Origin of the sequence: Nonomuraea sp. NPDC049486, from assembly GCF_040676925.1 — a bacterium.
Lineage (GTDB): Bacteria > Actinomycetota > Actinomycetes > Streptosporangiales > Streptosporangiaceae > Nonomuraea > Nonomuraea ferruginea.
On record NZ_JBFAPV010000003.1, the window covers coordinates 676,622 to 688,575 of the forward strand.

14 protein-coding genes are annotated in these 11,954 nt (G+C 66.3%); 8 read left to right on the top strand and 6 right to left on the bottom strand.

The features are described 5' to 3' along the window. The first annotated feature begins 63 nt into the window (after positions 1–63). The gene (locus AB0K05_RS11950) at positions 64–747 is read left to right on the top strand and encodes a TetR/AcrR family transcriptional regulator (RefSeq protein WP_364228715.1); all 684 of its coding nucleotides are present in this window, start codon (positions 64–66) and stop codon (positions 745–747) included. Here the strand turns inward: AB0K05_RS11950 and AB0K05_RS11955 are convergent. The 4 genes from AB0K05_RS11955 to AB0K05_RS11970 form a co-directional block, all read right to left on the bottom strand. Continuing rightward, positions 714–2,792, bottom strand: coding sequence for an iron ABC transporter permease (locus tag AB0K05_RS11955; RefSeq protein WP_364228717.1), 2,079 nt, complete (start codon positions 2,790–2,792; stop codon positions 714–716). The genes AB0K05_RS11950 and AB0K05_RS11955 overlap by 34 nt on opposite strands. Then, positions 2,789–3,766 carry an iron-siderophore ABC transporter substrate-binding protein gene (locus AB0K05_RS11960; RefSeq protein ID WP_364228719.1) on the bottom strand — a complete coding sequence of 326 codons (978 nt, stop codon included), beginning with the start codon at positions 3,764–3,766 and terminating at the stop codon, positions 2,789–2,791. Before AB0K05_RS11960 ends, AB0K05_RS11955 begins: the two co-directional genes overlap by 4 nt. Before the next feature lie 11 nt (positions 3,767–3,777). Next, complete coding sequence (locus tag AB0K05_RS11965) at positions 3,778–4,596, bottom strand: ABC transporter ATP-binding protein (RefSeq protein WP_364228721.1); 819 nt, start codon at positions 4,594–4,596, stop codon at positions 3,778–3,780. A gap of 109 nt (positions 4,597–4,705) precedes the next feature. Further along, the gene (locus AB0K05_RS11970) at positions 4,706–5,140 is read right to left on the bottom strand and encodes a hypothetical protein (protein ID WP_364228723.1); all 435 of its coding nucleotides are present in this window, start codon (positions 5,138–5,140) and stop codon (positions 4,706–4,708) included. 223 nt (positions 5,141–5,363) lie between these two features. Here AB0K05_RS11970 and AB0K05_RS11975 point away from each other — a divergent pair, with 223 nt between their 5' ends. The 5 genes from AB0K05_RS11975 to AB0K05_RS11995 all read left to right on the top strand — a co-directional run bounded on the left by AB0K05_RS11975 (position 5,364) and on the right by AB0K05_RS11995 (position 9,930). Next, on the top strand, positions 5,364–5,816 hold the full coding sequence (locus AB0K05_RS11975) for a hypothetical protein (protein WP_364228725.1): 453 nt from the start codon (positions 5,364–5,366) through the stop codon (positions 5,814–5,816). A 101-nt stretch (positions 5,817–5,917) separates the two neighbouring features. Further along, positions 5,918–6,490, top strand: a complete 573-nt coding sequence (locus AB0K05_RS11980) for a hypothetical protein (protein ID WP_364228727.1) — start codon at positions 5,918–5,920, stop codon at positions 6,488–6,490. 267 nt (positions 6,491–6,757) lie between these two features. Continuing rightward, positions 6,758–7,108, top strand: coding sequence for a hypothetical protein (locus AB0K05_RS11985; protein ID WP_219545269.1), 351 nt, complete (start codon positions 6,758–6,760; stop codon positions 7,106–7,108). A gap of 29 nt (positions 7,109–7,137) precedes the next feature. Next, the gene (locus tag AB0K05_RS11990; protein ID WP_364228824.1) at positions 7,138–8,763 is read left to right on the top strand and encodes a YDG/SRA domain-containing protein; all 1,626 of its coding nucleotides are present in this window, start codon (positions 7,138–7,140) and stop codon (positions 8,761–8,763) included. A gap of 192 nt (positions 8,764–8,955) precedes the next feature. After that, entirely contained in the window at positions 8,956–9,930 is a 975-nt protein-coding gene (locus AB0K05_RS11995; RefSeq protein ID WP_364228729.1) for a hypothetical protein, read from the top strand. Here AB0K05_RS11995 and AB0K05_RS12000 read toward each other — a convergent pair. Next, entirely contained in the window at positions 9,904–10,254 is a 351-nt protein-coding gene (locus AB0K05_RS12000; protein WP_364228731.1) for a hypothetical protein, read from the bottom strand. The two genes, AB0K05_RS11995 and AB0K05_RS12000, sit on opposite strands and share 27 nt — an antisense overlap. Next, entirely contained in the window at positions 10,251–10,697 is a 447-nt protein-coding gene (locus AB0K05_RS12005) for an ATP-binding protein (RefSeq protein ID WP_364228733.1), read from the bottom strand. The genes AB0K05_RS12000 and AB0K05_RS12005 overlap by 4 nt, the downstream gene beginning before the upstream one ends. Positions 10,698–10,907: 210 nt before the next feature. Here AB0K05_RS12005 and AB0K05_RS12010 point away from each other — a divergent pair, with 210 nt between their 5' ends. Together AB0K05_RS12010 and AB0K05_RS12015 are read left to right on the top strand one after the other, a co-directional pair. After that, a complete protein-coding gene (locus AB0K05_RS12010) occupies positions 10,908–11,723 on the top strand; it encodes a helix-turn-helix transcriptional regulator (protein WP_364228735.1) in 816 nt (271 codons plus the stop codon). After that, positions 11,711–11,920, top strand: a complete 210-nt coding sequence (locus AB0K05_RS12015; protein WP_364228737.1) for a DUF397 domain-containing protein — start codon at positions 11,711–11,713, stop codon at positions 11,918–11,920. The genes AB0K05_RS12010 and AB0K05_RS12015 overlap by 13 nt, the downstream gene beginning before the upstream one ends. Positions 11,921–11,954: the final 34 nt, after the last annotated feature.

Sequence of the window (11,954 nt, forward strand, 5' to 3'; positions counted from 1 at the left end):
CTCGTCCTGCTTCGACGTTACCCTACACATGTAGGAAATCGTGCACCTTGTAAAGTGATGGGCGTGGCAATACCCCTGAGCAGCGCCTCCGGCGACCGGCGCGTGCGCCGGACCCAGGCCGCCCTCGCCCGTGCCCTGATCCAGCTCGTCGCGGAGCGCGACCTGCCCCGCGTCACCGTCGCCGACGTGGCCGTGCGCGCCGGAGTGAGCCGCTCGACCTTCTACGACCATTACCGGGACGTGCACGAGCTGGCCGAGGCCGCCTGCACCGCGATGATCGACACTCTGATCGAGTCCCTGCCCAGCCCGCACCCCGGCACGGCCGACCCCGGGCCGGAGGCGATCCGGTCACTGGAGGAGTTCTTCACCAGCCTCGCCGAGCACGCCGGCCTCTACCGCGCCCTGCTCGGCCCGCAGGGCAGCGCCCGCGTCTGCGACCACATCCGCCGCCGCATCATCACGGCCATCCAGAGGCACCTCCACCCGCCCGCGCCACCGGGTGAGGACCGCACTCAAGACCGCGCCGAGTCGCGCGCCGACGGCTGGGCCGACGACCGCGTGGACGTCGCCGCGGCCTTCACCGCCGGGGCGCTCATCGGCGTGGCCACCGACTGGCTCCAGCGCGGCTGCCACCGCACCCCCGCCGACATGGCCGCCCTGACCTGGCCGCTGGTCGGCGCCCTCCAGCCGCTGTACGTCCCGGAGGGCGCCGATCAGGTGGAGGGCCGGGCCCGCCACAGCAGGTAGACGAAGTACGGCGTGCCGATCAACGCCGTCACCAGTCCGGCCGGCACCTGCGCCGGCGCGATCACCGTACGGCCGAGCGTGTCGGCCAGGCTGACCAGCAGCGCGCCGAGCAGCGCGGCGACCGGCAGCACCCGGTTGTGGTGCGCCCCGACCAGGGCGCGCGCCGCGTGCGGGGCGACCAGCCCGACGAAGCCGACGACCCCGACCGCCGACACGGCCGTGGACGTGAGCAGCACCGCGCAGGCGAGCGCGGTCAGCCGCACCGGCTCCAGCGGCACGCCCAGGACCCGCGGCGTGTCCTCGTCCAGCGACAGCAGGTCGAGGTCCCGGCGCAGCCAGGCCAGCAGCGGCACCGTGACCACGAGCGCCAGTGCCACCGGGATGAGCTGCGCCGGCACGCGCCCGTACGTGGAGCCGGAAAGCCAGGTCAGCGCCTTGGCCGTGTTCCACGGGTCGGACAGCACGATGATCAGGACGATGATCGACGTGCACGCGTACTGAACGCCCACCCCGATCAGCACCAGCCGGTCCGAGCTCAGCCCGCCACGCCACGACAGCCCGTAGACCACGGTGAAGGCGATCAGCGCGCCCACGCCCGCCGCCGCCGACATCGTCCAGATCCCGGCCATCGGCACCACGGTGAGCAGCGTGATCGCGCCGACCCCCGCCCCGGCCGTCACGCCCAGCACGCCGGGCTCGGCCAGCGGGTTGCGGCACACGGCCTGCACCGCGGCCCCCGCCACGGCCAGCGCGACCCCGGCCAGCGCGGCGGCCGCGACCCGGGGCCACCGCTGGTCGAGCACGAACGTCAGCGCCCGCCCGCTGCGCCCCTGCAGCCAGTTGACCACGTCGCCGGTCAGCAGCCACCGGTCACCACCGAGCAGCCCCAGCACCAGCGCCCCCACCAGGAGCACCACACCGGTCGCGACCACGGCCAGGAAGGCCCCCCGCGACCGGGACGCGCCCGTGCGCGCCTCCGGTGGCCGTCGGGTCGGCCCCGCGTCACGGTAGCGACGCGCCAGCCAGATCATCACCGCCGCGCCGAACACGGTGGTCACCACGCCCGGCGGCACCTCCACCCCCGCCTGCGCGCCCAGCACGGCCCGCAGCGCGATGTCGGACCCCAGCACGACCAGCACGCCGACCAGCCCCGCCAGCGGCAGCATCGTCCGGCTCCTGTGCAGGCCGGGGATCGACCGGGGGAGCAGGCGCACGATCACCGGCGCGCACAGCCCGACGAACCCGATCGGCCCCGCGATCGTCACCGCCGCCGCCGCCAGCAGCACCGCCAGCATGGTCAGCCACAGGCGCAGCCGCGGCACGTTCACCCCGAGCACGGTGGCGGTGTCGTCGCCCAGGCCGAGGATGTCCAGCCGCGGCCCGGCCAGCACCGCCGCGACCAGCGCCACCGCGATCACCGGCCCGAGCTGCGTGACCGCGACCAGGTCGGTCTGGACGAGCGAGCCGCTGCCCCACGCGAACAGCCCGGTCGTCTCCTGCTCGAACAGGATCATGAGCAGGTTCGTCAGCGAGCTGAGCGCCAGCGCGGTGGCCGACCCGGCCAGGATCAGCCGCGTCGTCCCCGTACGCCCGCCCGACGACAGCGCCAGCACCAGCGCGGCGGCGGCCAGACCGCCGATCAGCGCCAGCACGCCGGAGACCGGCACCGGCAGCGCCAGCCCGACCACGCTCCCCGCGACGACCGCCAGATAGGCGCCCGCGCTGACGGCCAGCGTGTCCGGCGAGGCCATCGCGTTGCGCGCGATCGCCTGCAGCAGCGCGCCCGCCACGCCCAGCGCGACGCCCACGCAGACCCCGGCCAGCAGCCGCGGCAGCCGCGAGGCCAGCAGCACCCGGGCCGCCTCGTCGCTGCCGCCGAACGGCAGCGCCAGCAGGTCGAGCGCGCCGACCGAGGAGGTGCCCTGCGTCACGTGCACGGCGGCCACCAGGACGACGGCCGCCGAGGTCAGGAGAAAGACCCCGGCGGTGCCCAGCCGCCGCAGCGGCGTGTCGGGCACCGACGGGGTCAGGACTTCGGTGCTCAACCGGTGAACGCCTTGACCAGCGCGTCGGCGTACTGCTGGGCGGAGAGCGGCCCGCCGAACGTCCAGATGCCGTCGGGCATCCGGGTGACCTGCTGCTTCTCCACGAACGGCAGCGACTTCCAGATGGCGTTCTTGGCCAGGCCGTCGGCGAAGACGTCCTCGCCGTCGGAGGCGTTGTAGAAGAAGCGGGTCTCGGGGTCCTTGAGCACGGTCAGGCCCTCGACGTCGGTGGTGCCCAGGCCCCACTGCTTGTCGACCTCGCCCTTCCAGGCGTTCTCCAGCCCGAGCTGACCGCCGATCTCGGACACCAGCGAGCCCTTGCCGAACAGGCGGATGGAGATCGAGCTGCCCTGCTTCCACCCGTCGGCCATCACGAACGGCTTGCCGGCGCCGCCCGCGGCCTCGATCTTCGCCTTGCCGTCGGCCAGCGCCGCGTCGAAGTCGCTCAGCAGCTTGGCGCCCTCGTCGGTCTTGCCGACCGCCGTCGCGATCATGGTGACGTCCTCGCGCATCCGCTCCAGGTTGCGCGTGGCGTCGCTGCCCTTGGCCACCAGCACCGGCACGAACTTCTCCAGCTGCGCCGCCAGCTCGACGTCGTCGGACTCCATGACCACCAGGTCGGGGTCGAGCGCGCTGATCGAGTCGACGCTGGGCTCCTGCCGCATGCCGACGTCCTGCACCGAGGGGTCGAGCTTGACGGCGGTGTTCCAGACGGCGAACCCCTTCACGTCGGCCGCGCCCACCGGCATGACGCCCAAACTGGCCAGGATCTCGGTCTCGGCCCACTCCAGGCTCACGACCCGGGTCGCCGGCTGGTCGAGCTTGACCTCCTTGCCCCGGCTGTCGGTCACGGTCACGGGGGCCGCCGACGGCTCCGCGCTCGCCGACGCCGCCTGCTCGGGTACGGGTGCTTCGGTCGTGCCGCAGGCGGCGAGAAGGGCGATGGCCGCGATGGCCGTCAGGGCACTGCGCATGGTGGTTCCTGTCATGTCGTTGCGATGACGCTCTTGCTGTGCCGGCCGATCGGCCGGGTGGTCACGGTCCCGCTCACCGGGTCATGGCTGACCTCGATGCGGATCCCGTACGTGTCACTGAGCAGGTCCTCGGTGAGGACCTGCGCGGGCGGCCCGTCGGCGCGGACCCGCCCCTGATGGAGCAGGACGACGTGGTCGGCGATCTCGGCGGCCTGGTTGAGGTCGTGCAGCACGACCCCGATCGCCACGCCGTGCTCGTCGGCCAGGTCGCGCATCAGCTCCAGCAGCTCCACCTGATAGCGGAGGTCGAGGAACGTGGTGGGCTCGTCCAGCAGCAGGACGCCGGTGTCCTGCGCCAGGCAGGTGGCCAGCCAGACGCGCTGCAGCTCGCCGCCGGACAGCTCGTCGACCGGCCGCTCGGCCATCGCCGTCACGCCGGTCAGCTCCATCGCCCGCGCCACAGCGGCGGCCCCGTCAGGATCCGCCGCCTTCCAGCGCTTCCGGTACGGGTGCCGCCCGTACCCGACGACGTCCGACACCCGCACCCCGCCGGGCGTGGGCCGGCTCTGCGCCAGCAGCGTCACCCGGCAGGCGAAGTCGCGTGCCGACAGCCCCAGCGCGTCGGCGCCGTCGCCCAGCGTCACCGCGCCGCTGTCGGGCCGGTGCAGCCGGGCGAGCGCGCGCAGCAGCGTGGACTTGCCGCTGCCGTTGGGGCCCACCAGCGCGGTCACACGGCCCGGCCGCAGGGCGATCCGGCCGTCGTGCACCACGGTGGCGCCGTGATAGCTGAGGCACAGCTCCGCCCCGCGGAGAGAGATCTCCTCGGTCATGGGAATAAGGTTAGGCTAACCTTGCTGATCGCGCTACGGCGGGGGCCGCCGGGAATCGAAAACGCCCCCCGGCAGGCCGGGGGGCGTCACTCTGACCTCGTTCAGAGGGTCACACGAGCCAGGAGCCGGTGCATGTGGCCGGGCTCCCGCCGAGGATGGACGCCTTCGCGCACGCCTTGTAGAGGCGGCCGGCGATGGCCCGGTGCGCGGGGGAGTAGGTCGTGTTCTTGATCCCTGTGCCCTGGCTGTCCCACTTCCCCGTCTTGGGGTTGTAGACCTGCAGGATGATGCGGTGGCTGTCCGCGTCGGAGTCCTTGGGCGCGCGAGCCCAGAGATAGCTGTACGACCCCCACTTGCCCGAGCGAAGCTGGATCGTGAAGCTGCCCCCGTTGCCGATACGGACCGACTTCGTCTTCAGGGTCCCCACCTTCGTCGCGTACTTCGGCGCCGACGAGCTCCAGTAGCTCGCCGCCGACGCGGGCGTGGTGCTCAACAGGGTGACCCCCGCCACGGCAGCGGCCACGGTTATACGTGCCAGTCGCATGTTGCCCCTTCATGGTGTTCGACTCGCTGTCGTCGAAGACCCTAGGGACCGGCGGTATAGAGGCAGTATGTCCACGCGTACCAGCCTCCGGACACCGCATCGGACGAGACCGGCTCGGCATACCGGCACCATCACGGCCTCCGTGGGATGAACCTGGGCACTCATCGAACCCGTACTCCTCGCTGACCGATCGCGGCGGCGAGGACCGTACGAGGAGGCTTCCATGCCACGACCCACCATGGCGTTACGCGCCGCCATCGCGCTGGCCGTCACGGCCTGCGGCGGAGGCCCGGACGAGATCACGCTTGTCGGCCGGGATCCGCAGATCATCGTCAACACGCCGAGGGACATCAGCCTTGAGATGAGCATCCCCGGAATCCTCGGCTACGACGCCAGGAGCAAGTGCCTCACCATGACCTTGGAGAGCGGCTACGAAGGGGAAGTCGCGGCCCCGGTGTGGCCCGCCGGCAGCAAGCCGGTGATGCGGCAGGGGAAGCGCGGCGTCGAGGTGCCCCACGCCGGCACGATCCTCGAAGGCGAGCGTCTGTACGGGGACTCGTACGCTCCCCACACCACCGACGGCTTCGACCACCTCAACCTGCCTGATGAATGCGTTCCGCCGAACCGCGGCTACGTCTTCATCACCCCGGACCAGCGGCCCCTGGAAGACCCCTAGGTCATCACGCCAAGACTCCGCTCCCTCTGAATCCGCTGCCGCCGTGGGATCGTCAGGCGCAGTATGTTCACCCGTACGTGTCCGCACTTGGGGGGAGCGTCATGAAGAAGGCTCCGTTGATGGTCGCGCTCCTCGCCGTGTCGGCCTGCGGTGCGCAAGGCGTGCTCAGCCAGGCCGCCATCGACCAGGCCCTCGGCCAGGGCACCGATCCGGAGCTGATCTACGTCGTGGATCTGCCCGGGTACGAGTTGCAGGAGCAGTCCGTCGGCGCGGTGGGTGAGGAAGGGTTCGGGGCCTTCTACGTCTCACGGGACGGCAGGCAGGTGCAACTGCGCGTCGACCGTGGCGCCTTCGACGACGCGGTCTGCCGCGAGCGGCCGGTCACCGACGCCGAGCCGGTCGATGCTCCTGTGCGGTGCACGCCTGATGAGGGCGGCTGGTATCGGGAGGCGGCCGGGCGGCATGAGTACGTCGCCGTCAAGGGTGATGCCTTTCTCCTCCTGGCTGGGAAGGTCACCGACGTGAACCGGGAGACGTTGAAGAACGCGATAGCCGGTGCCCGTCAAGCAGCCGTGACCGCATCGCCGTCACCATGGCGTAGTCCGGTTGAGCGCGGAGACCTGCCTACCACCGGGGACGGGGCTCCGAACAATGAGGTCGGGCCGGGCGGGTGACCACGCGAGCGGGCCGCTCCTGAGAGATGAAGCGCCATGGCGAGAACGGGACCACGATCAACCCTCGCTCGCCCCACAAAGGCCTCGATGCGGCACCGTTATGGATCAGCCCTTTCTTCTATTTCGTGCGCGCCAAATTGACGGCCAGCGAATGGTAGTCGGGGGAACCGCGCGAGGTGCCCGTTTCTTCCTCATTTGGAAGCCCGCGTGGGGCGATTGGCGGTAGCATCCCCCACGCAGATTCGTTAGCAGATTGGCGGTGACGTGGTGACTGAAACGGTCAACCTTCGCATGGATGGAGATTTCGCCGAACAAGAGCTTCGGTCGCTCTACGACTGGCTGATGAGGGATATCGAAGCTCTTGACTATATGGACGTGAGCCTGAAGTCGAAGGATCCAAAGCCTGGCGAGATGGGTGACGTACTCGACCTCATCGCCCTAGCTGTGACCAGCGGCTTGCAATGGCCGGCATTCATCGAGACACTATCGCGGTGGCGCGGTACGCGGCGTCACCTTCCAAAGGTCACGATTGAACGCGGAGGGACAACCGTCGTCGTGTCTGAGGCAGAGTCGGCGCTCATTGTCCAGATTCTCAAAGCGATGGAGGATCACGATTGAACCTCCCTGACCCTTTGACGTCGCGTGCTGTGTTGATTGGCACAAGCGAGTACACCCATCTCAGCCCTCTCCCTGCCGTCGCCAACAACCTCAAGACCTTGGGTGGGTTGCTCCAGCGCTCTGACCTGTGGGGCCTACCAGCAGAGCATTGCACAGTCGTCCATAACCCCGCGTCGGTAGAAGCGATGATGGACCCGCTGTACGACGCTGGAAAAGAGGCTAAGGACACTCTTATTGTATACTTCGCTGGCCACGGGTTGATGCATTCTGTGGAGAGCGATCTCTACCTCACTCTGGTCGACTCGCACCGGGATCGTATGTACAGCGCGGTGGCCTACGACACCGTACGAAACGAGCTTCGGGCGAGTTTGGCGCGGCGTAAAATCATCATCCTCGACTGCTGCTACAGCGGACTTGCGCTTGGGTTGATGGGTGGCGAGGACCCTGTAGAACGGGTGGCTAACAGCACCCGCATCACGGGCTCGTACATGATGACAGCGACGACCGAGAACAAGACTGCGCTCGGCGGTCTGGACGACTATACGGCCTTTACTGGCGAGCTGATCCACCTCATCCGGGAAGGGATCCCCGAGCAGCCAGAGTTGCTGGACCTGGACACGGTTTTCAAGCATGCGCAGGAGTCGCTGCGAGATAAGGGTCTGCCCGTACCACAGAAGCGGGAGACTAACTTTGCAGCTCACATCGCGCTCGTACGCAACCGTGCCCATAAGAATCAGAAGCGCTTCGTCCTCAAAGAGTTCTATGGCCCTATCGACGGCATCCACTCAGGCACCCTTTTCCACAACCGCCGTGCCCTACATGAAGCAGGTGTGCACCGGCCGCTACAGGCGGGCATCTGTGGCACAGCTGAGCGGGGTGGCGCGGAGTCCATCGTGGTGTCGGGTGGATACAAGGATGACGAAGACTACGGGGATGTGATCATCTACACCGGTCATGGAGGGCGTGATCCTAATACCGGTGTGCAGGTCAAGGATCAGTCGGCCGACGATCCGGGTAACGCTGCCCTCATCAAGAGCATCATGACTGCCCTCCCAGTTAGGGTTATTCGTGGGTCTGGTGGCAGTCCGGAGTTCTCGCCGGCGGCCGGTTACAGCTACGACGGACTCTTCACCGTTGCTGACTACTGGACCAAGCGCGGCACCGACGGGCCTACTGTGCTCCAGTTCCGGCTTGAACAGATAAATGACGGCTCTTCCCACAAGCCCTCAGCACGCCACCTGAGCCGCAAGCTTCCCCCAGGGCGGCGGGAAGAGGTTGCCCCCGGTATCTACGCAGACAGATTGCTGGCGACCGAACTCAAGCAGATGTACGACCATGCCTGTCAGGTGTGTGGCGTGGTGCTCGAAGTGCCAGGCGGCCTGCGGTTTGCCACCACGGTGCACATCCGAGGGCTAGAGCAACCTCACCTGGGGCCCGACGTTAAGGCCAACCTGCTGTGCCTCTGCCCCAACCATCGAGACCTGTTTAAGTATGGGGCGATCACCATTGAAGATGACTTCAGCGTGATTGATCAGACGGATGGCGAACCGATCGGCAAGCTGACGCTGAAGCACGACATCGACCGCGACCACCTTCAGTACCACCGTCAGCACCACACGCTTGGCCACCGACGGATCTCGGACGAACTCAGTTAGCTGCGCAGAGCCCGGACTCGGTTTGAGCTGCCGGAGTACACGCTGTCAAGGTCTGGACGTCGACGTAGCAGTTGTGTCTGCGGCCTGGAGTCGTGGTTGCCTCCGATCTGAGGCCGCTTGCCGTCCGAGTCAGTTACCAGGCTGAGACTCGAAAGATGAATATTCTTCGCATGGTCGTCCTAGGCTCCGCTCATGGCGAACCAGCTCAAGCCGGGCGAGATTCGGACACGTGGGCAGCTTGCGCCCATATTCGGAGGAAGTCCTCAAGGTGGGATCTGTCCCTCGGGAACAACCCCCAACGTCCTCCTCTACTCCGATCCTAAAGTGGGTGAACTACGTGGCTATTACGATGGTTGGCTAGCTGAAGTAGATGAGCGGGGCCTGGTATTTGAATATACCGGTCACGGCGAAAGTGATCAGACTTTCGAAGGGCAGCATGGCAGGGGAAATCGTGCAGTCTTGCATCATTTTGATGATGGGCGAGCTCTGCAAGTTTTCAAGGCTGTCGGCGTAGTTCCCGGGACCGGCACTAAGCGCCATCGTTACCTGGGGCGTTTTGAATTGGACGAGGTCAAGCCATATGTAGTGCGGCAAGTGCCTAATAGTAAAGGCATGATGCGGCGCGTTATCGTTTTCCGCTTGCGGCCTATTGCTGATGAGTATGAAAAAGTCGAAGACGATGTCGTTCCGCCGGTGGCCACGACTGTGGCGACGCTTGTGCCGGCAAGCGTAACCGCTAGCAAAATTGTCGAACCTGAGATTAATAATAAGACGAGGAGCTCACGATCTGCCGCGCCTAGGACTATTGCTGAGCGGCGTGAAGCCGAAATCTCCGAGCAGTTTCAAGCCTTTATGGCAACTCATGGTCGAGTCCTCAAGCGATTTCAGATAAGGATAAAAGGGCTCACCGGGACACTACTCACCGACCTGTATGACGCCCAAACGCATGTGTTGTACGAGCTGAAGGGTTCATCCACTCGGGAAGCCGTACGGATGGCTATTGGGCAACTTTACGACTATCGGCGGCACATTAAGCCCGATGACCCGCGACTTGCGGTTCTCTTGCCTGATGAGCCTAACGGCGATCTTCAAGCGTTGCTGGCTAAGCAGGGTATCGCGCTAGTCTACTGGGACGGTAGCTCATTTGTCGGTGTTCCACTTCATTAGCGCGCTGCGCTGAGTGTCTTCCGTATCGGATAATCTCGCCTCTCCCGTGAGGATCGAGTTCCATATCAGCTCTGCCATGCTGCGCGCCCAAGGGCCAGCGTAGGCGACTCGCGGGGGATTGGTTTGATGCGTGCGGCGAATCACGTACATCCCGCCGGAGGCGAGCAGCTCGTACACGATCGTCCGGCACGAGCAGGTGTAGCCCAAGACTCGCGACCGATACGGCCGCTCGGCCGTCCAGTCGAGCGGCATCATCGGCAGACCGATGCGGCCTGGGGGATGCGGGGCGAGCTGAGGGCAGGTCCAGTCCTCCGGGTTGATCATGACGCCTCGCCCAGCATGGCCCAGACGATCTTTCCGCCTGTCTTCGGCCACCGATACCCCCAGGTGATCGCTACAGTGTCGATCACGAGCAGCCCTCGGCCGCCGACTGCCCCCGCGTCCGGACGGCACAGTTGCGGAGGACGGCGGCAGCAGTCCCAGACCTCTAGGACGACTCCATCGGCCGCCCGGTGGAGTCCTATGCGAACCCTCCGATAGGACCCAGCGAGCATCCCGTACGCCTCAATCTCTTCCTCGCTGGGATCCGAGGCTTTGATGCCGTTCGTGACCAACTCGCTGATCACGAGTTGGGCGTCGTCGATGAGGGCGCCGCGCCCCCAGTCCGCCAGCACGCACGCCACATGTCTACGAGCGAGGGACACCGCGATTGGGTGGACCGGCAGCTCCGTGTAGTTCTGCCGGGTCGCCAACAGGTTCACGCTCATGCCGACCTCCCGTGACAAGCAGTGCGTCTAGTACGACTGCGTGGAGTCTCAGCATGAGCTTCGGGAGCGTTCCGCAGGGGCTGTACCTGGCCTTATCCGGCGACGGAAGTAGACACAAGTGCCATGTTGCGCGTCGCATTGCTGTAGTTGTACTGTCACAGAAAGTAAAGACTGCGCAACGCGTCAGCGACCTGTCTATGGAGGAGCAGCATGGACAATGGCATCAGTGACCAGATGTCGCCTCGTGCGCGCTTCGCCGCCGACCTGATGCGCCGCCGCAGGGAAGCGGGCATATCCCAGACCGCGCTGAGCAACAAGGTTCGATGTCATACCTCCCTGATCAGCCATATCGAGCGAGGGCGGCGGGCTCCCACGGTGGAATTCGCGGAGGCGCTTGATCGGGTCTTCCAGCTCGACGGTCACTTCATGGACCTATTCACACAAATATCGCATTCGCCGACCCTCGGCTGGTTTGCTCGCTGGGTAGAGGAGATCGAACCGCAAGCCGCCATCCTTCAGTCGTGGGACCCGCTCGTGATCCCTGGCCTGCTCCAGACACCCGAGTACGCGCGGGCCATCTTCGGCACCACGATCCCGACCGAGCAGGTCGAGGAACGGGTTCAGGTCCGGATGCGACGCATGGAGATCTTCAATGCCCCGAACCCGCCTGTTTTCCTGGCAATCATCGATGAAAGCGCACTGCACCGCCCAATAGGCGGCCCGAAGGTTCTCGCTGAACAGCTCGGCTGTCTTCTGGAACACGTACAGAATTCACGAATCACTATCCAAGTCGTGCCTACCGCGGCTGGGTGCGCGGCTGGCATGATGAGCGCGTTCACGCTGGCACGACTACGCGACGGCGCAGAAGTCGTGTCAGCCGATTCCGTGCTGTCGGGTCTGGTCACGGGCGATCACGAATCCGTTGTTCGGGTCAAAGTGAGGTATGACACCATCAGAGCGGATGCCTACCCTCAATCAATGTCACTGCAGGTCATAGAGGATGCGGTAAGGAAATGGACCCCGTGAACCTTGAGAATGCGGAATGGCGCAAAGCGACTGCCAGCGGCGACAACGGGCAGTGCGTTGAAGTGGCGACGAACCTTCCCGGTGTCGTCGCCGTACGCGACAGCAAGAACCCCCACGGCCCGGCGCTGATCTTCACGCCAGGCGAGTGGAAGGCGTTCGTGGGCGGTGTCCAGGACGGCGAGTTCGACCTGGCCTGACCTACGGCGGCTTCCGGACGCTCGACTGGGACCA